This window comes from Pseudoteredinibacter isoporae (assembly GCF_040372805.1).
Lineage (GTDB): Bacteria > Pseudomonadota > Gammaproteobacteria > Pseudomonadales > Cellvibrionaceae > Pseudoteredinibacter > Pseudoteredinibacter isoporae_A.
On the sequence record NZ_BAABWJ010000003.1, the window covers coordinates 176,936 to 195,448 of the forward strand.

At 51.2% G+C, this 18,513-nt stretch carries 18 protein-coding genes; 10 read left to right on the forward strand and 8 right to left on the reverse strand.

Features of this window, described 5'->3' with window-relative positions; genetic code table 11:
* The first annotated feature begins 14 nt into the window (after positions 1–14).
* From ABWW03_RS08880 to ABWW03_RS08895, 4 genes are all read left to right on the forward strand, one after another.
* Positions 15–611, forward strand: a complete 597-nt coding sequence (locus ABWW03_RS08880; protein ID WP_353407750.1) for an SIS domain-containing protein — start codon at positions 15–17, stop codon at positions 609–611.
* 28 nt (positions 612–639) lie between these two features.
* The gene (locus ABWW03_RS08885) at positions 640–1,188 is read left to right on the forward strand and encodes a BON domain-containing protein (RefSeq protein ID WP_353407751.1); all 549 of its coding nucleotides are present in this window, start codon (positions 640–642) and stop codon (positions 1,186–1,188) included.
* 145 nt (positions 1,189–1,333) lie between these two features.
* Positions 1,334–2,506 (forward strand): PrnB family protein, encoded by a 1,173-nt coding sequence (locus ABWW03_RS08890; RefSeq protein WP_353407752.1) that lies wholly within the window; start codon positions 1,334–1,336, stop codon positions 2,504–2,506.
* 2 nt (positions 2,507–2,508) lie between these two features.
* Positions 2,509–3,603, forward strand: coding sequence for an aminotransferase class V-fold PLP-dependent enzyme (locus ABWW03_RS08895; RefSeq protein ID WP_353407753.1), 1,095 nt, complete (start codon positions 2,509–2,511; stop codon positions 3,601–3,603).
* Between the two features lie 27 nt (positions 3,604–3,630).
* Here the strand turns inward: ABWW03_RS08895 and ABWW03_RS08900 are convergent, their stop codons facing one another.
* From ABWW03_RS08900 to ABWW03_RS08915, 4 genes are all read right to left on the reverse strand, one after another.
* Positions 3,631–4,314 (reverse strand): class I SAM-dependent methyltransferase, encoded by a 684-nt coding sequence (locus ABWW03_RS08900; protein ID WP_353407755.1) that lies wholly within the window; start codon positions 4,312–4,314, stop codon positions 3,631–3,633.
* A 26-nt stretch (positions 4,315–4,340) separates the two neighbouring features.
* Positions 4,341–5,441 carry an AI-2E family transporter gene (locus ABWW03_RS08905; protein WP_353407756.1) on the reverse strand — a complete coding sequence of 367 codons (1,101 nt, stop codon included), beginning with the start codon at positions 5,439–5,441 and terminating at the stop codon, positions 4,341–4,343.
* A 24-nt stretch (positions 5,442–5,465) separates the two neighbouring features.
* A complete protein-coding gene (locus tag ABWW03_RS08910; RefSeq protein ID WP_353407758.1) occupies positions 5,466–5,804 on the reverse strand; it encodes a hypothetical protein in 339 nt (112 codons plus the stop codon).
* A 65-nt stretch (positions 5,805–5,869) separates the two neighbouring features.
* Positions 5,870–6,634 carry a TSUP family transporter gene (locus ABWW03_RS08915; RefSeq protein WP_353407759.1) on the reverse strand — a complete coding sequence of 255 codons (765 nt, stop codon included), beginning with the start codon at positions 6,632–6,634 and terminating at the stop codon, positions 5,870–5,872.
* 256 nt (positions 6,635–6,890) lie between these two features.
* On the opposite strand from ABWW03_RS08915, the gene ABWW03_RS08920 reads away from it, so the two are divergent.
* Positions 6,891–7,706, forward strand: a complete 816-nt coding sequence (locus ABWW03_RS08920) for an HDOD domain-containing protein (RefSeq protein WP_353407760.1) — start codon at positions 6,891–6,893, stop codon at positions 7,704–7,706.
* A 75-nt stretch (positions 7,707–7,781) separates the two neighbouring features.
* On the opposite strand, the gene ABWW03_RS08925 is transcribed toward ABWW03_RS08920, so the two are convergent.
* Both ABWW03_RS08925 and ABWW03_RS08930 read right to left on the reverse strand, forming a co-directional pair.
* Positions 7,782–9,152 carry an FAD-binding oxidoreductase gene (locus ABWW03_RS08925; RefSeq protein ID WP_353407762.1) on the reverse strand — a complete coding sequence of 457 codons (1,371 nt, stop codon included), beginning with the start codon at positions 9,150–9,152 and terminating at the stop codon, positions 7,782–7,784.
* Positions 9,153–9,205: 53 nt separating this feature from the next.
* Positions 9,206–10,753, reverse strand: coding sequence for an acetolactate synthase large subunit (locus tag ABWW03_RS08930; RefSeq protein WP_353407763.1), 1,548 nt, complete (start codon positions 10,751–10,753; stop codon positions 9,206–9,208).
* A 177-nt stretch (positions 10,754–10,930) separates the two neighbouring features.
* Here ABWW03_RS08930 and ABWW03_RS08935 point away from each other — a divergent pair, with 177 nt between their 5' ends.
* From ABWW03_RS08935 to ABWW03_RS08950, 4 genes are all read left to right on the forward strand, one after another.
* The gene (locus ABWW03_RS08935) at positions 10,931–11,623 is read left to right on the forward strand and encodes a Crp/Fnr family transcriptional regulator (protein WP_353407765.1); all 693 of its coding nucleotides are present in this window, start codon (positions 10,931–10,933) and stop codon (positions 11,621–11,623) included.
* A gap of 115 nt (positions 11,624–11,738) precedes the next feature.
* The gene (locus ABWW03_RS08940; RefSeq protein ID WP_353407766.1) at positions 11,739–12,008 is read left to right on the forward strand and encodes a GNAT family N-acetyltransferase; all 270 of its coding nucleotides are present in this window, start codon (positions 11,739–11,741) and stop codon (positions 12,006–12,008) included.
* A gap of 34 nt (positions 12,009–12,042) precedes the next feature.
* Positions 12,043–13,254 carry an NAD(P)/FAD-dependent oxidoreductase gene (locus ABWW03_RS08945; RefSeq protein WP_353407767.1) on the forward strand — a complete coding sequence of 404 codons (1,212 nt, stop codon included), beginning with the start codon at positions 12,043–12,045 and terminating at the stop codon, positions 13,252–13,254.
* An 84-nt stretch (positions 13,255–13,338) separates the two neighbouring features.
* Positions 13,339–13,944: an NADPH-dependent FMN reductase gene (locus tag ABWW03_RS08950; protein WP_353407769.1), complete on the forward strand. Its 606-nt coding sequence runs from the start codon at positions 13,339–13,341 to the stop codon at positions 13,942–13,944.
* A gap of 426 nt (positions 13,945–14,370) precedes the next feature.
* On the opposite strand, the gene ABWW03_RS08955 is transcribed toward ABWW03_RS08950, so the two are convergent.
* Positions 14,371–15,558: a sterol desaturase family protein gene (locus ABWW03_RS08955; RefSeq protein ID WP_353407770.1), complete on the reverse strand. Its 1,188-nt coding sequence runs from the start codon at positions 15,556–15,558 to the stop codon at positions 14,371–14,373.
* Positions 15,559–15,693: 135 nt separating this feature from the next.
* On the opposite strand from ABWW03_RS08955, the gene ABWW03_RS08960 reads away from it, so the two are divergent.
* Positions 15,694–16,170, forward strand: a complete 477-nt coding sequence (locus ABWW03_RS08960) for a peroxiredoxin (RefSeq protein ID WP_353407771.1) — start codon at positions 15,694–15,696, stop codon at positions 16,168–16,170.
* Positions 16,171–16,213: 43 nt separating this feature from the next.
* Here the strand turns inward: ABWW03_RS08960 and ABWW03_RS08965 are convergent, their stop codons facing one another.
* Positions 16,214–18,466 (reverse strand): DUF1631 family protein, encoded by a 2,253-nt coding sequence (locus ABWW03_RS08965; protein WP_353407772.1) that lies wholly within the window; start codon positions 18,464–18,466, stop codon positions 16,214–16,216.
* Positions 18,467–18,513 lie beyond the last annotated feature (47 nt).

The window sequence follows — 18,513 nt, forward strand, 5'->3', positions numbered from 1 at the left end:
GATAAGAGCCGAGCATGGATCAACACGTAATCAATCTGTTTCACCGTAGCATTGAAGCCAAAATGCAAGTGGGTGAACAACTGGCCCCATTAATCGCCGAAGCCAGCGAAATGATGGTGCACGCCCTCGTTAACGACAATAAAATTTTACTCTGCGGCAATGGCAGCAGCTGCGCCATTACTCAGATATTTTCAGCCAGTCTGATCAATCGATTCGAGAATGAGCGCCCCAGTTTGCCTGCTATCGCTCTGGGAACGGACGCCACATCGCTATCGGCTATTGCAGACGTCGCCAGTTACAACGATGTCTACGCCAAACAGGTGCGTGCCCTGGGCCAACCCGGCGATATTCTGGTATTAATTTCCAGCAGCGGGAAACCTGGCAACCTGATCCAAGCGGTACAGGCCGCCCACGATCGGGATATGTCTGTTATTGCCCTTACCGGGCACGATGGCGGGGATATTTCTGCGCTTCTTGATGTCAACGATATTGAATTGCAGGCCCAACTGCATTCCAGGCCGAGAATTCACGAGGTCCACCTGCTTACGGTGTTTTGCCTCTGTGATTTAATTGACCAACAACTATTTGGAGTTTACAGCCCAGATGAATAAAGCATCCGGACTTTTAAAGGCAGCCCTCATGGCCGGCTGCGTATTAAGCATGAGCGCTTGTACCTCAATTATCAGCGCCACGACCGACAAACCTATTCAACCCGATCCCAGCAAGCGGACGTTCGGTACCTATATCGATGACGAACAGCTGGAAACCATTGCGGAAGTCAACCTCAATAAAGCCAGCCCCTTGCTGGACGCCTCGCATATCAACGTGAACGCTTTTAATGGTGTCGTACTGGTCACCGGTGAAGTTCCCAATCAGGACGCTCGCGAATTAGCGACATCGACGTTGCGCAAACTCCATAAAGTACGTCAGGTTTTCAACGAACTGAAAATTCAAGGTAACAGTTCGATACCGGCACGCACCAACGATGTCTGGATCAGTTCAAAGGTAAAAACCCAGCTACTGGCCCACAAAGATATCGACAGTGGCCGCGTTAAGGTCGTGACTGAAAACGGTGTTGTCTATCTCATGGGGACCGTTTCACGTACCCAGGCCAATAAAATCGCCAACGTGGTCAGCCGTATCGGCGGTGTTGAAAAAGTCGTTCGCACCTTCGAATATATCGACTGAGGCTAACCTAACCCACTCACAATACCCTTCCGGCTAGCAGATTCTGCTAGCCAACCCCGCCCTCAAGCCTTATTTTTGCCCGAATTTGCTCCGTATTGATTGTTAGAATGGCTATACTTTACGAATAAACTATAAGGAGCAAGCCGTGACGGCCAATGTTGAAAACTTCGACCGCTGGATTCGCAGCAGCTTTATCGATATCAATACCGAGCTGGAAAAGCTGTACCAACAGCAGGAAGACAAAGCGAATGTTGTCGGCCTTGGTGATGCCCTAAAGCAGCAATTGGAAAATGAAGGCCGAGCACTGATTGCTGAATTGCTCGCCGAAGGCAATACCGACGAAGGCTTCGATGCCGGTTTCGACTTATTAGGTAATGTGGGCTTCTACATGGCCGCCTGTCGACGCCATGAAATCACCGAACCCTCCCGCGAAGAGAGCTCCCCATTGAAGGAAGCCTCCGCTCTGGCCTTGCAACTGGGCGCCTCTCTCGGTGTTACACCACGTTTTGCTACGGCCCATCTCACCACTCATAACCGAGCCATCAATGGTGTGGCCAAAAGCTTTACATCCCTGGAAGACGAATTCATTTTTAACGAATACAACACTCGCGCCGTATTGGCTTATAAACGTGCGGCTGATGCCCTGTTCCGTACCGTTCCACTGGGGATGTCGAATGTTTCTGTGCCTGATTTACTGGACGCCGCCTACGACGCTCTGGAAGATGTCATTCGGCTCAACGATATACTGTTCGAAAAACTGGACGTTAACGCGTTTTTCTATCTGGTTCGCCCCTATTACAAGCCCTATCGCGTGGGTCGTGAAATATACCGCGGTGCCAATGCAGGCGATTTCGCCGGAATCAATATTATCGACTTAATGCTGGGACTGTGCCGAGCAGACGATTCCTATTACTCGCAATTGCTCGTCGATAAAATGCTTTATATGATGCCCGAAGACCAGCGTTGTTTGATGGACTGTATGCGTCGCCCCAGCCTGATGGACCAACTGTTGCAATGCCCTGAACGTGAGCAAGGCAGCGAATGGTTCCAAATGGTAGCCAAAAAGTTCTTGAAAGTATGCGATGCCCACGGGCGAACCGCTGCTCAGCACCACAACAACCTGGTTGAAAAATTCATTACCAAACCGTCACAGGGAATGGATGAGGTCTATGCGAATAAACTCACCGCCAGTGGACCACCACTACCCGTGTTGTTGCGCTCACTGGCAAAGTTGAGAGACTTGCGTCTGGCGGCGGAGCGTGATGATATTCCGAGTCGCTACCGCGATGTCGAGACCATTAGAAACAGCTTGAGGTAACTATGGGTCGAGAAGACTTTCTACTGCCCACACAACGTTATTTGCTGAGCCACTCGGTAGGCTTGGCATTGCGCAGCAGCCAACAACACTGGCAAGAAGCATTCTTTCAACATTGGCAGGAAAATCCTGAGCAGGCCTGGCCAAATTGGCTGGAGTCCATTGATGGATTCCGCACGGCCCTGGGTCAATTGCTCAACGGCGATGCCGAAGATTTTTGCCCCCAGAGTAATTTATCCAGCGGTTTTAGCAAAATTCTTCAAGCGGTTCCTCCACCGCCGACCCGCAATATCATTTTACTGAGCGAAGAAGATTTTCCCAGCATGAGTTTTGTGGCCCAGCAAGCCACGGCGTTTGGTTGGCAGCTGCGTTTTCTGCCGGACACCATGGACTTGCAGGATCTGGAGCAGTGGAAAAAACAACTGAGCGACGATGTTGGGCTGGTACTGCTCACTCACGTCTATTCAAATTCCAGCTTGCGCCTTCCAATAACCGAGTTACTGGCATGCTGTCGTCAAAACGATATTTTGTCCGTGGTCGATATTGCCCAATCCATCGGGGTAGTGCCTATCGACTTGCAAGACTGGCAGGCAGACTTTGTTTTAGGCTCCTGTGTAAAGTGGCTGTGTGGAGGCCCCGGCGCAGGCTTTATGTGGGTCAAACCTGAAAAGCTCAGCCTCTGCCAACCCAAAGACGTCGGCTGGTTTTCACATCAGAACCCTTTTGAGTTTGACGTGCATAACTTCCGCTATCATGACAGCGCTCTGCGCTTTTGGGGTGGAACGCCATCGGTGCAGCCCTATGCATTAGCAAAACACAGTGTGGAATACTTCCAACGCTTCGGGGTGGAAAATTGTTGGAAGCACAATCAAATGCTGACCGAACAATTGCGCAATGCCGCCGGAAACGCGTGCATCACACCACGGCAGCGCGGTGGAACGGTTGTATTAAAATTCCAAGAACAGGAACAATTCGTGAAGGCATTGAGCGAGGCGGGCATTCAATTTGATCAACGCCCGAGTGGCGTTCGGGTATCACCTCACATCTACAATGAGCAGAGTGATGTCGACGCACTGATCGCCTGCTATCCCGATCACTAGTCGACAGATAGCAACTTCTATCAAAACCTATAGGCTTTGATAGAAGTTAACGGTTTTAAATTCTTCGAACTCACCTAGATCAGGAAAAGTGACTGAACGCCTGACAGCAATCGCTTCATAACCCGGCTCATTGAAATTCCTCACCCTCGAATCAGCAATCAGGGTTTTCTTGAAGCATTGACGAAACTTTTCCAGCAAGGGTTTGTTTTCCCAATCGTAGAGCACATCGGCTGCCATCACCATGTCCACCGACTCAGAATTGGCCAGACTGAAGCAATCACGACAAATCACCAGACGATCATCGTCGGCAAAACCATTGAGGGCCGCATTGGCCTGCACGGACAATAAGGCACCTTCATCCAGATCACTGGCATATACGGTTTTAGCGCCTGCCATAAGCGCAGCGATTGCAACGATACCTGAGCCCGTTCCAAAATCGACAATCACTTTATCGCGCACCAGATCGGTCTGCTCCAGAATCATAGCGGCCATAGCCTGGCCACTGGCCCAGCAAAAGGACCAATAGGCAGGTTCTTCAAAAACGGCCGCAATGGTCTCTTCACTTAAGCGTGCATCCATAATGGCCGGATTTACCAGCCACAATGAGACAGTCGGAACATCAGGCAGTTGCGTTGCCAACAACTCAGCGTGAGGCAAGGTTTGCCGAAAATGTTGCAACAAATCTTTCGGCGCACTTATCGCACTGTGCATAACGTTTTCTCGCGAGCTTGTGTGTTTCAGGACTGGTTTTCCTCGTCGCTTTCCAGCGGTTCGAGCAAATCAATGCTGTCCGGTGCATCAACGGCTTCACCCGAACCCAACAGCACACCGATCCAATGCGTATCTTCATTGCTTTCCAATGCGATCTTGACCGTCATTGTTAAAGGAACGGAGAGCAACATACCCACAGGGCCCAACACCCACCCCCAAAATACCAAGGATAAAAACACAACCAGAGCAGAAAGGTTCAAACCTTTCCCCATCACTCTCGGCTCAATCCCATTCCCAACAACCGTATTGACCGCCAGGTAACCGGCTCCGGTCAACAATGCGCTCATTGGGCCAAGCTGAACCAGCGCCAGCAAAACCGCAGGAATTGCCGCCAAAATTGACCCCAGGCTGGGTACGAAATTCAAGAGAAAAGCCAACAGCGACCACATTACTGGATAGTCGACACCCAAAATCAGCAACCAGACAAACACCAGCACTGCAGTCAGCAAGCTGATCCACATTTTGATCGCCATATAGTGATTCACCGATTCGGTAAAACGAGCAATAGCACCAACGCCGAAATTTTTCTTGGCAGCTTTCAGCTTGTCAGAAAACCCAACTTCTTCTGCCATGATAAAAATAACGGTCAACAGAATTAAAAACGCTTCCGTCATCATGCTGCCAAAGGAAGCCAGTGTATTGCCGGCAATTCTCAGCGCCGCCCCCGGATCAATATTATCGGTCAGGATTGTCGTCTCAAGATCAATCCCATAGCCTTTCATACGAGCAACCAAGCCTTGGAACATGCTCGTAAGACGCTCTTGATACACCGGGATGTCCTGGCGAAACTCTGCCACCGAGCTGCCTACCACCGCACTGATCGCACCACCAATGGCAATGATCAGAATAATAATGGAAAGAATCGCCAAGCCGTTTGGTAGGCCACGCTTTTTCAGCCATAACAGCAGTGGCGAACAAACCACCGCAATAAAAAGGGACAGTAAAAACGGCACCAGTATCGATTCAGCCGCGCGCATACCCGCAACAACAACGACAAAAGCCGCTGCTACGAGAATAAAACGCGAAACACCGGAAAATTCACCCGGAGCTGGGTTTTGTATGTGCATTAATGGTTTTCCTTGTAAGGAGGATTACGCCTTATTTTCGCGCAGTTCCTGTAACATGTCTTCAATCATCTGAATGCCCGCCTCTGACAATAAATGTCCACTGCGGGTTTGCCCCAGATAAAACGATTCTTCCAGCTCAACACAGCGCAATCGAATTGCTTCCAGTTCCGGGTTGTGTCGTATCGGCACCGAAGTGAATACCGACCAATCATTCTCCGTCGCCTGGCCGGTTGCTACCAGCGTCAGGAAACGTTCAACCGACACGGCATCAAGTCGATAGTGAGGAGTTTTAACCAAACTCAACACCACAATAACCACCGCTAGGACAACACTGGTCAGAAGCACTAAGAGCAAAAATTCCACATTTCCCCCGCGTACTGGTATGGCCTCTATTAGACGCTTATACACCGAGCCATGGCCAACAATCGCTAGTTACTTAAGATCATTCTGAAAGCCAGCAACACCGTAATAGCAATCATGACGGGTTTAATCAACGCAGCTCCTTTGCTTATGACCAGATTTGATCCCAGACGAGCACCTATAAATTGAGCCACCGCCATGACAATCGCCAGCCCCCAGAGCATCTGGCCCGCAAAAATAAATACTATCATAGAGGTCATATTGACAGTGAGCACCAAGGGTTTGGTGTGCGCCGTTGCTTTGCGCAGGTTATAGCCTCTTAAACTGGCAAAGGCCACCGCAAAGAAGGATCCGATGCCCGGCCCAAACACCCCACCGTAAAAACTGATGCCATTAATGAAGAAGCCGTTAAACAGCGGTTTGTTCACTTTGGCCGGCCGGTCCTCATCACTGAGCGAAGGTGACAACAGCATATACGCTGCCAATAGCAGCAAGAGATAAGGGATCACGTTTGACAGCCGTTGGCTGGGAATGAGCTGTACCAAAACCGAGCCCAATATGGCGGCCACAAACGCACAGAGAAGGCCGCTGAGCAGCCCCTCCCGTTCAATTTGCCCTTTTCGAAAAAAGTTGATGGTGGAGGATAACGTTCCAAAAACGCTTTGAAATTTATTGGTCGCCAGGGCATTCAGTGGCGGCACTCCCAGCGACAACAACACAGGCAATACAATCATGCCACCACCACCGGCGATGGCGCTCAAAAAACCCGCAACAAAAGCGACCACAGCTAAACACAGGCTCACCCACAACGGAAAATCCAGCCCCCAATCCACATTAACCTCATTCTCAAACAGGTCCAGAAAAGCCGCCTTGCGTCTTAAATGCGGCGCTTATTTCATCTTTCGTTGCCTAATCATTTGCCAGGCTCTGCCGATAATAGAGACATCGCCTTCTAATTTCAGCCCCCCCAAAAGGATAGAGGGCTAGCTCTACCCCCAATTGGAAAAAAGGAAATAAGAACGCTCCAGGCACCGATACCTACGCCAAAAGGCCAATCGGCGCTTATCCACCGTGTTAAGAGGTTTTACTATGGAACTAAGTCAACTGATTAATAATGCAACCGACCTCCCTAAAATTCCGGAAGTCGTACAAAAATTGTTGGATAGCTTCAACAGCTCTGAGTCCGATGCGGACTCCATCGCTGAGCAATTAAGCCAGGATCAATCGCTCACTGCGAAAGTCTTGCGCATGGCAAACTCATCCCATTTTGGCGGCGCCCGCAAGATTGGCAGCGTAAACGATGCGGTGGTTTTTCTGGGTTTGAACAGCCTGCGAACCCTGGTTCTCGCCTCAGGCATCGCCTCATCATTTAAAGCACCCGAACACATCGACATCAAACAGTTCTGGCGTGACAGTTTCGCTATGGCGGGCGCCTGTCGCTGGGCGTGCCAATTCAGCCAACGCGAATTAGACAGAGAGCTGGCGTTTACCTGCGGCATGATGCACAACGTGGGCACGATTCTGATCAGTATTCTATGTCCCGATGAGGCCCTCGAAATTCATCAACTGGTGAATCAGGGCGCGAATCGTGAAGATCTGGAGCACAGTCGCCTGGGCTTCACCAGCGTCGAGGCCGGCGCCGAACTAGCCGAACGCTGGCGCTTTCCACCCGTCATGGGTGAGGCTCTGCGCCATCAGTACAAACCGGAGTCGGGCGACTCTGAATACGCCGCCATACTTCATATTGCCCATTACGTAGTCGCCATCCATGCCGCAGAAGACAAAGAAAGCATGATGGCGAACTTCCCGAGTTCCATTGCAGAAAGCATCGATATTGATTTGGTGGCTATGCTTGGTGATGTCGACAATGCCTGCGGTGAAGGTTTCGATGATTTGTTCGCATAAGTGATCGTCAGTCTTGCCCCCGTAAGGGGGCTTCTTTTTCAGCGAAACCGCGCCAGATAACTTACAAGTCGAACATTATGCCTCGAAAATTTTACCCGGGTTTAAAATTCCCTTCGGATCAAAACTTCGTTTAATCAGTTTCATCAACTCAATTTCGTCCTGACTGCGGCTGATATTCAAATACGGTCGTTTCTCCAAACCGATACCATGTTCAGCGGAAATCACCCCCTTACGTGAACGCAAGGGCTCATACACAATCTCATTGACCTGTTCACGTACCTGCTCAAACTCGCCCGCCGCACGGATAACAAAATGCAGATTCCCGTCCCCTAAATGCCCAAAAACAATGCAACACTGATCCTCCGGCCAAGCGGCTTTCACCCCGGCTTCCACTTCCGCCACGTAGGATTCCATTTCGGCTAAGGGCACACTGACATCAAACACAAAATAGGGGAACAGGCTCATTAGCGCTTCGACATCGTCGCGTATTGCCCACAGAGCCTCAGCCTCACGGCGTGATTTCGTCAGCACAGCATCTTCTATCAAACCCTGTTCAAACAAGGCTTCAAGAGCCGCCGCAAAACGCTGATTATCCGCCTCTTGATTGGCTCCAAGGGACTCGATCAGCACGTAGAAAGGATAGGAATCGCGAATCGGATAACGATGGCGCTTGCCTCCCTGACAAATCGCTTCGTAATAGCTTTGCCACATCACCTCAAAGGCACTCATCGCACCACCGAGATGTTGATCCGCCTGCCCCAGCAGTCGGACAAGACGATCAAAGCTACTGACGGCAACCAAGGCGGTATTCTCACTTAATGGCGCTGGCTGCAGGCGCATAACCGCTCGGGTGATAATTCCCAGAGTGCCTTCGGAACCCACAAATAAATGTTTGAGATCGTAACCGCTGTTGTTTTTGATCACCGAATTCATCGCACTGATAATACGGCCATCCGACAGCACAACTTCCAAGCCAAGTACCATATCGCGAGTCATGCCATAACGGATTACCCGATTGCCACCGGCGTTGGTGGCCAGATTTCCTCCGAGTGTTGCACTGCCTCGAGCGCCCAGATCGAGAGGAAAAAACAAAGCCTTCGCAGCAGCGGCGTCTTGCAGAGCTTGCAAAGGAACCCCCGCTTGAACCGTAGCGGTCCGGCCAAGCACATCAATACTTTCGATGCGGTTCATGCGCTCAAGCGACAGGAGTATATCCTCTCCCTCGCACACGGTTCCGCCGACCAAACCGCTGCCACCACCGCGTGTCACCACGGTCTGCCCTAACTCGTGACAAACCGTCATCGCCGCGGCGAGTTCCTCGGTGCTGCCGGGCCTGATAATGGCCTTGGGAATGAGATAGATGCAGGCAGGGTGGGCCCTGAGCGCCTCACCGACGATCAGGGACTGAGAATCCAGACATTGCTGTAGACGTTCAATAATGCCCATCAACGCGCTCCCGCTGCTGTATCAGAACGCCAAGCTTAACCCACTCATGGATTTTACAATATGACTTCGATTAAACGCGGCCCTTTGCTGGCAACAGCGGCTTTGAACTGTGCTTCAAACTCTTCTACGTTTGTGGCACGTGAAGCGGTGACACCCTGCCCTTCGGCAATTTTCACCCAGTCGAGGTTAGGGTTGGACAAATCGAGCATCGACTTGGCTCGTTCACCCGGATTCTCAACCCCCACACGCATCAGCTCCAAATTCAAAATGGCGTAGCTGGAGTTATTGAAGATTACTGTCACCACATCCAGCTGTTCGCGGGCCATGGTCCATAAGGATTGATTGGTATACATTGCCGCGCCATCGGCCTGGAGATTGATCACCTTGCGATCCGGGCAAGCTACAGCCGCACCGACTGCGACGGGCAATCCCTGTCCAATAGCACCTCCCGTCAACGTCAACCAATCATGGGGCGCTGCACCTTCATACATGGCGTAGGAAAAAATACCTGAGGTATTGGCCTCGTCTGACACAATGGCATTTTCAGGTAAATAATTGGCCACGACAGCGCCCACCGCCTCGGCGGTGAACACGTCCTCTTTACCCGGTATTGCAGGCAGCACAGGATCTTCAGGAAGCACCAGCTCAGGAGCATCCAAAAGATTGGCCAGTCGCTGCAAAGCATCCAACTGATCATCCTCGGCGCTTGCCAAACTCTGGATATTACACTCCGCAGGGGTCAGTACGCTGGGCTTGCCCGGATAAGCAAAGAACGACACCGGCGCCTTGGTACCCAGGACGACCATGTGTTTAAAGTCTTTAAGAACATCAGCTGCGAATTCGCCCAAATAGGGCAGGCGTTCGACCGTCATTCGCCCCCGGCCTCGTTGAATGCGTGCGGGAAAGACTTCACAAATGACTTTCGCACCACAGGCCTGCTCAATACGACGAGCAAGCACTAAACCCTCTTCGCGTAGCGCACGCCCTCCAAGGAACAAACAACAGTCCTGGCCATTTCTCAGGGCTTCGGCAGCAGACGCAAGGTCATCATCACTGACCTTGGGGCGACTGGCCGGTGCAAGAGGCGCAACGGCCCCTTGGGATTCAGTCCAGGCGTAGTTAGCAGGCACAATCAGGTTGGTGATACGTCCGGCGCGGGCTGCGGCGACCGCTTCTGCGCCATCCTTGGGCATCTCATCGGCACTCTGGCAAGTGCGTAGCCAATCGGTATGCAAACTGGCATGACCTTCGATATCTGAGGTCAAGGGCGCATCAAGTGGAATGTGATCCACAGCGTGCTCACCAATGATATTCACAATGGGCGAAAACGCACGCTTGGCATTGTGCAAATTAGCCATACCATTGGAGTACCCTGATCCCAGATGCAACAAGGTCGCCGCTGGCTTATCCGCCATACGACCGTAGCCATCAGCAGCGCCCGTCACGACACCTTCATACAAACCAAGAATGGGCCGCATACCCGGGATCTTGTCAATGGCCGCTACCAATTGCATCTCGGAGGTTCCCGGGTTGGCAAAACAGACCTCAACCCCGGCATCAATCATGGTTTTCAATAAAGCTTCGGCACCGTTCATCGACATGGTTGTCTCCTGATTATTATTACGTCATTGTTGAGAACTGTTTGTCTCAGGCCGTGAAATTTGAACGACCCACCTCACCTCTGAGTAGACAGTGGAGCATTCTAGTTTAGAATAAGCTGCCGTGTGACACTGTCAGTTAGGCGACAAGCCCTAAATCCCATAGCCCAGAGCGACCCAATGATCGATAGCCCGCCAAACGGAGAAAATCGCGACAGCACCCTGAACTGGATTGCCCAGTTGCCCGCCGCCGTTGAAGCTGAGGTCAGAGCCGCATTGAAGCCCAGACCGATTCAGGCCGGTGAAACCATCTACCGCTTCGGTGAAGAAGCCGACGCCATTTATCAAGTGACGTCCGGCAGCGTGCAAACCAGTAATGTCACGGCTGAAGGCAAAGAAATCCTGCTGCATATCATGCAACCCGGCGAGTGTTTTGGGGAAATCGGCATTATCGAGGGCTCTCTGCGGGCACAAAATGCCGAGGCTCGTGAAGACGGTGAACTGGCGGCCATGAATAAAAAAGAGTTCAACGAGCTCAGAAAACGCCACCCCGAAATCAATGAAGCCATCTTACAGATGCAGTGCACTCGCCTGCGAATGGTGTTCATGTTTATTGAAGACAGCGCCTTGCGACCTTTGCGCCAGCGCCTTGCCCGCCGCCTGGTTCTGATGGCGACGATGATGGGCGCACAAAAAGGTGAGCAGATTTTCATCAAGCTGACGCTCTCTCAGGAAGAGTTAGGCAAAATGCTTGGGGCCTCCCGCCAGTCCATCAATAAAGAACTCAGCTACTTGGAAAAAGAAGGCATTGTGGACAAAAGCCGCGATGGCATCTGCATTCTCGATCCAGCGGCATTGAACGCCATTACCTGATATGCTTGCGCCGCTGACCGGCACTTTACCTAAAAAATACCGATCAAAAAGCCGACAGCAACAGAGACTCAACGACTATACCCATTCGCAAAATAGCCATTAGCAAAGCCATCTTATGACCAGTAATGAATCCTTTATTGTCGATCATCAGAGCGACAGCTGCCGTTTTACCATTCCCAACACTCAAGCGGTACTCGAATACCAACTCGACTCCAAACAGGGCCGAGTCGATTTCAGCCGGACATTTGTCCCCCAGGACATGCGCGGCAGCGGTGCGGCCCAAGCACTTGTCAGCGCCGGCCTGCGCTGGGCTCGAGAAGAAGCCCTCACTATTGAAGCCAGCTGTTGGTATGTCGACAAATTCCTGAGGCGTAAACGTTCGTGATTCCTTCGCACAACCGCAAGGCTCCTAATATCCCATGGTAAACCGCGACCTGATTGTTATAGGTGCAGGCGCTGCCGGTCTTATGTGTGCCTGGCAAGCCGCCGCTCGGGGCCTTAAGGTGGCCCTTCTGGAGCGTGCCAAACGCCCAGGGCGAAAAATCCTGATGTCCGGAGGCGGGCGCTGTAACTTTACGAATCTCGAGGTCGAGGCCCGTCACTTTCTTTGCGAAAACCCTCACTACGTCAAGTCGGCACTGAAGCAATACAGCAATTGGGATTTTATTGGCAAAGTGATCGAACACGGTATTGCCTATCACGAACGTGATTTAGGCAAATTGTTTTGTGACGACAGTGCCAAAGACATTCTTGATATGTTACTGCGCGAATGCGAAGCCAGCGGCGTCGAACTGATTGGACAGTGTCAGGTACAAACCGTTGACAAAAACGGTCGAGACTTCCTACTGCACAGCAATAAAGGCGTATACCGTGCACCTCAGCTGGTGGTCGCCACCGGCGGCTTATCCATTCCGAGTATGGGCGGCGGAGAATTTGGTTATCAGATCGCCGAACAATTTGGTCTCCAGATCCTGCCTACCCGCGCTGGCCTGGTGCCTTTCACCTTCAGTGACGCGGCCGGCAAAATTTTTGAATCGCTGGCGGGTATTGCTATTGATGTTACCCTTTCGAATGACCGCGCCAGTTTCAGCGAGGCGGTATTATTTACCCACCGTGGGCTCAGCGGCCCGGCCAGTCTGCAACTCTCGAACTACTGGTACAGCGGTGAATCTATCTGTATGGATATACTCCCCAACCTCGACGCCAAAGCCTTTCTGCTGGAACAAAAACAACAGCACGCCAAAACCAAGCTTCGCAGTGTCCTCAGGGACCTCTTACCCAAAGCGCTCATCAAACATCTCGAATCACTGTGGTGGGAAAAGGAAGCGGAACTGGCCCTGGCAGAATTCAGCAATCAACGCCTTGAGGACATTGCGGCTCACCTCAACAACTGGGTCTTAAAACCGTCCGGCACGGAAGGATACCGTACCGCTGAAGTGACCCTTGGCGGAGTTGACTGTCGCCAACTGTCCTCAAAGACCATGGAAGCCGAAACCCAGAAGGGTCTGTTTTTCATTGGGGAAGTGGTAGATGTAACCGGGCATTTGGGCGGCTTTAACTTCCAGTGGGCCTGGAGCTCTGCCTACGCTTGCGCCCAAGCATTGATGCCCGCATCCGAATTCAAATCATAGACCGTCATCGTAATTGCGGACATGTTTTCGTGGCGATACTGGTCTATGCTGCCGTTCAAGTGAAGACAACTGTGAGCTATTGATATGAACTTAGTCATTATTTGCGGAAGCCAGCAAGCGGATTCCCAAAGCCTGAAAGTCGCCAATTTCCTGATGCAACGCCTGGAAGCACAGCAACTGTCTGCCCAATGTTCCATACTCGATCTGGGCGAGCACCCCCTGGCATTGTGGGACCCGAGCATTTGGCAAGGCAACCCTGAATGGAAAGCGACACTCTCACCGATCGCTGAACGCCTGAAAAATGCGGATGCCTTTGTGGTGATTTCTCCGGAATACCACGGCATGGTGCCCGCCGCGTTGAAAAACTTCTTCCTGATGTGGGGCAATGGAGAGCTGGCTCATAAACCTGCTTTGCTGGTTGGGGTATCGGCGTCTGCCGGTGGTGCGTACCCCATCGCTGAACTGCGCATGAGCAGTTATAAGAACAATCGAATCAGCTATATGCCCGAACACCTGATTGTCCGCAATGTGGCCAAAGTGCTGAACGACGAACCGAGCGGTGAGGACGATGAAAAACTGCGCAAGCGCATCGATTACAGCCTGACGTTACTTTCGGAATACAGTAAAGCGTATGGCGCCATTCGACAAAGCGGTGTTATCGATTTGAAGACGTGGCGCAACGGAATGTAATCTCCCGTCCACGACAAGCTCAGTCTTGCTGAGCTTGCCTTTTCTATACCCAATACCTATTAACTTATTCCAAGACAGCGCAAACGCCCCGCACTTAACTCAGGCCCAACCAAGCAATACGTTTCTTTACCCAGCTTGAACCTACTTAAGCTCGACATCCTTATACTAGAAACCGTTGTCGAATGGCTCACAACAGAGCCCAAACCAAATTTTTTGAGGACAGTCAGATGCTTGTTGCTTCTATTGTGTTTCCAGTAGTCTTTACCCTACTGGGTCTGATTGCGAAGGACGATTTAAGTAACTCCTTCAGCAATTAAGTTTCATACCCCCTGCACCTAGGTGCATTTACTCTGCGACGCTTAAGCCCCATTACTCCCGGGGCTTTTTTTATGCCTATTGAAAACACTTAACACTAAAACGACGCCTTCACTCAGCGTCGGACACTCTTAACGCATTAGTTTGCGGCCAGGTTTTCCAAAGTATTATTGTGGAGAACAGGCTTTGAGTCAGCAGAGCCACCCACCATAAAACACCGTTGAAATACTCGGCCAACCAAATCAAACACAACCAGCTGAACAGCAAGCGTAACAACTCCCAGCGTAAATCCTGCTTATCCAGCATGAGTCCAACCGTTACCAGGGGCAAACTCATTAACGCCCACAAAACATAGAGTTGTGTTTTTTCCAAATGCACGGCCTCCATCGCCAGATAAAGAGACGCTATCGCCGCCAAGCTGATGTGTAAAGCCGCATACAGTTTGATCCAAACAGGGGACGCAGGATTGTATTTTTCAAAGGTTTCCAGTGGGTACTTTTTAATGGGGCGAGACGCACTGACATCCTCAGGTCGCCATCCGGTTGGCATAAACCAGACACGCAATTTATCTTTCCAACTCGCCGTGTAAAACGCATCCTCCGCCATCTGCCACCACAATTGAAGGTTCGCTCGCCAGGGGTTGAAACTTAACAATGGCCGACGCACGCCGTAAATCGGTGGGGTGCTGTCTTTCTCAGCCTGAAAGGTGCCAAACCATTTATCCCAAACAATCAATACACCACCATGGTTCTTATCGATATATTCGGGGTTCTGGGCGTGATGAACCCGATGATGAGAAGGGGTCACCATCACGGCTTCAAACCATGAAGGTAAACGGTGTATATGACGTGTATGCACCCAGAACTGATAAATCAAATTCCAAGCTGCGCACACCACAATCATTTGCCAGGGAATGCCCAACAACAGCATCGGAATTGAAAACACCCACGTTAGGATATGGGTGCTGGGTTGGCGCAAAGCGGTACTCAGATTGTACTCCTCGCTCTGATGATGGACCGAGTGCCCCGCCCATAAAAAATTGATTTCGTGACTGAAGCGATGTTTCCAGTAGTAGAAAAAATCATTGAGCACGAATGCAACACACCAGGCCAGAACGGATTCCATAGACCAAAGTGGAAGCAAGAAACCATTCAGTCCCGACATCGCCCAAAGGCCCAGAGAAAAAATCACCAGACGAGTCGACTGACTCAGAACCCCAGTCGCCAAACTGCCGATTGTATCGTTCAGTCTGTAATAACCGGCCCCGGTACGTCGGTCATACCAAATTTCAAATAGCATTAGCAACACAAATGCAGGCGTTGCATAATTCAGGATGCCCACAGGCCTCAACTCCCAAAGTGGTTTATCATTATTTTTGACACACTATACTATGATTGGCCTGCGAAATAACCATCATGACCTAAGGAGCCAACGATGATTCAAGCACAAGAAACGATACCCGCAGTCGAGCTGCAGATAATGGGTGAAAGCGGCCCTGAGACCGTAAACACAGCCGAACTGTGCAAAGATAAAAAAGTGGTGCTGTTTGCCGTCCCTGGCGCCTTCACCCCCACTTGCAGCTCGGCACATTTGCCCGGCTTTGCGGCCTCGGCTGATGCACTGAAAGCCAAAGGGGTGGACGCAATTATTTGCACCTCTGTGAACGATGTATTTGTGATGCATGCCTGGGGATTGGCCAACGGCAGTGAAGACGTTGTCATGCTGGCGGATGGTAACGGTGAGTTTGCCGAAGCGCTCGGCCTGACGATGGATGCCAGTGGTTTTAAAATGGGCAGTTTGCGCTCAAAGCGCTACGCTATGATTATCGACAACGGTGTTGTGCAGCATCTCGCCATCGACGCGAAAGGCCTAGACGTGAGCAGTGCCGAAGCGGTATTGGCAGAACTGTAACGCTCGAGCCGAACTTACGCGTCGGATGACAACCATGCGCCGTTTACTGTTTACGGCGGCGCATATCTCCAATCACGGTTTGCAAGGCGCGATCAAATAACTGACCATCATTCAGAACGGACAGGCGGCCATCTTTGATCGCCCAAGCCAAATCATCCAAGCCCAGCTCCAGTACTTTTTTACCTTGACGGCTGACGAAAACATATCGTCCCACTGAAGGCAAAATCGCCGCCAGACGACAACGTTGACTGTTCCCGTCCTCAACCCATTGCAACCAGGCTCCCTGACTGAGTCGTCTCGCTTGGCGCATGGAAGGATCAGAAGGCGATAAGTTTTCTCGTGCAGGAAGTGCTTCTTCAAGCGCGGGTACTGACTCTTGCGAAGCATTGCTGTCAGCTGTCTCCGCCAGTTCTTCATCCGCCACCAGAATTTCGCTTTCCGCATTATCTGCACAGGCAAAATCCAGATCAGCACTGACATCCCTTCTGGGGCGCTGCTCACGAACATACACTTCAATGGCTTCAAACCAGGCGCGGCTTTGGAAGCTGTCCATACCGACATCGGCCAAATCGGATTCCATTTTCTGAACCAACAGCGCGAGCTCAGCCTCGCTGTTACTTTCAGTACAATTGCGCAGCAAGCTTGCCAATTGATCCGCCAAATCGAGCTTTTCACTCCAGGCGATACTGTCAGCGCCCTGCTTCAAATACACCATTTGAAGTACTCTTGCCCAAGCGTCCTTCAGCAAGGTCCGCCCAACCACGGGCAAACCTTCACACACGTTCTTCAGAACGTCATCAACGGCTGTTTTTGCTTGAGTAGCCAGCGCTTCTCCGCGGACCTGATCAACTGTTCTTTGGGCAACCAATTCCGCTCGGCGTTGTTCCCGATCCAAAAATTTGCGCAACTGCTGATGCAATTCTGTAAAGATTGAGACATCGTCAACAAACTCATCCTGCACGCGTTGCACAATCATTTCGAGCTGCTGTAACAGCGCGTCTTGCTTACGTCGCTCTGCATCTTCAGGCTCTTCCCAGCCCAGGGCGCATCGAGCCATCTCGTTCAGGAGTTGCCGGGCCGGGTGGCTGCCCGCCTGTAAAAATGCCGCATCGGCCAGGGCGACTTTCAGCAGAGGAATTTGCATGCGCGACAAGACTGCGCGCATCGCAGATGCCAGGTTCGGATCTTCCCATATGTATTCAAACAACATATGAACAAGGTTAATGATATTTCGATCCAACTGGGAAACATGTCCCTGACTCATCAACAACTGAGACAGCTTTTCACTGAGTGCTCTGGAATCCTCTTGGGTTTGCAATGCCATATTGGCCTGCTGCCCTTGAAAGCCCGCCAGAATCTGTCCCAGTTGCTGAGTGCTCAGACTGCTTTCTTCGATTTTGCTGTTAAGCGTGGGAATCAAAGCAGTATCGTCATCCATCAACTGATGCAATTCGCCGAGCGCCTGCCCTTGTACTTGCGTATCGTGGCGAACACGCGTGCGCCGGGTATTTAATTTGGCGCGACGCTCCCGGCTAATCTGACGTTGTAAATCCGGTAACACTCCCTGCTCAGCCATTCGCTGGTTTAATAACGCATAGGCGTTACCAAGCTGCTGCAAAACACTCCGCTCGAATATTTTCAACAGAAGTAATTTGATTTTAATGGTAATGGACAATGCATCGAGCTGATCGGCAAAACACTGGGTCAGTTTCTCAACATCGCAGGGCAAGCGACTCGCATTGTCTTCGCCTTTTTTGCCCAACAAATGAAAACAACGGCGCCATAGGTGATCCAGGTTCTGTTGGTGCTGCTGGCGATGGGCAGTGACCATAGACTTGATCGCCACTTCTTCTTCAAAGGCTTCTTCCGAAACCAATTGCACATCATCAGCACATAAATCTTCATTGTCGTATACGCTCAAGCGACCAGCTTGAGCCACCGAACTGCGCTGCAATTCAACAAAGGAATTACGGAGAGTTTCAAACAAGGATTGCGCCAGACTGGTCTTGGCCATACGCAAGGTGCGCATGGCTTCGAAGTAGCCATTCTGCTCCAGATTACTGCTGGCGATTTCCGCTCGCTCAAACAAGGCGTCATCGGATTGATTGAAGAACTGGCTCGCGCCCTGCTGAAGCACTTTTGACAACAGCAGATGAACGGCCTGAATTCCTCTCGGCAACTGACTTACCGGTTTATGAACCGGATCTTCAAGCGCCTGCTTATTACGCAGCTTCGGCGGAGCCGTGCTGGGTTTAGCCGCCTTGAGAGGAATGACATTGTCTTTGCTGTTAACCATAAATCACAGAACCTGGTAGGCAGTCCATGAGTGAATACAACTTCGCC

Coding starts and splice junctions, on each gene's coding strand:
- ABWW03_RS08880 (WP_353407750.1), top strand. CDS start 15: ATGGATCAACACGTAATCAATCTGTTTCACCGTAGCATTGAAGCCAAA.
- ABWW03_RS08885 (WP_353407751.1), top strand. CDS start 640: ATGGCCGGCTGCGTATTAAGCATGAGCGCTTGTACCTCAATTATCAGC.
- ABWW03_RS08895 (WP_353407753.1), top strand. CDS start 2,509: ATGGGTCGAGAAGACTTTCTACTGCCCACACAACGTTATTTGCTGAGC.
- ABWW03_RS08900 (WP_353407755.1), bottom strand. CDS start 4,314: ATGCACAGTGCGATAAGTGCGCCGAAAGATTTGTTGCAACATTTTCGG.
- ABWW03_RS08905 (WP_353407756.1), bottom strand. CDS start 5,441: ATGCACATACAAAACCCAGCTCCGGGTGAATTTTCCGGTGTTTCGCGT.
- ABWW03_RS08920 (WP_353407760.1), top strand. CDS start 6,891: ATGGAACTAAGTCAACTGATTAATAATGCAACCGACCTCCCTAAAATT.
- ABWW03_RS08925 (WP_353407762.1), bottom strand. CDS start 9,152: ATGGGCATTATTGAACGTCTACAGCAATGTCTGGATTCTCAGTCCCTG.
- ABWW03_RS08930 (WP_353407763.1), bottom strand. CDS start 10,753: ATGTCGATGAACGGTGCCGAAGCTTTATTGAAAACCATGATTGATGCC.
- ABWW03_RS08935 (WP_353407765.1), top strand. CDS start 10,931: ATGATCGATAGCCCGCCAAACGGAGAAAATCGCGACAGCACCCTGAAC.
- ABWW03_RS08940 (WP_353407766.1), top strand. CDS start 11,739: ATGACCAGTAATGAATCCTTTATTGTCGATCATCAGAGCGACAGCTGC.
- ABWW03_RS08945 (WP_353407767.1), top strand. CDS start 12,043: ATGGTAAACCGCGACCTGATTGTTATAGGTGCAGGCGCTGCCGGTCTT.
- ABWW03_RS08950 (WP_353407769.1), top strand. CDS start 13,339: ATGAACTTAGTCATTATTTGCGGAAGCCAGCAAGCGGATTCCCAAAGC.
- ABWW03_RS08955 (WP_353407770.1), bottom strand. CDS start 15,558: ATGCTATTTGAAATTTGGTATGACCGACGTACCGGGGCCGGTTATTAC.
- ABWW03_RS08960 (WP_353407771.1), top strand. CDS start 15,694: ATGATTCAAGCACAAGAAACGATACCCGCAGTCGAGCTGCAGATAATG.
- ABWW03_RS08965 (WP_353407772.1), bottom strand. CDS start 18,466: ATGGTTAACAGCAAAGACAATGTCATTCCTCTCAAGGCGGCTAAACCC.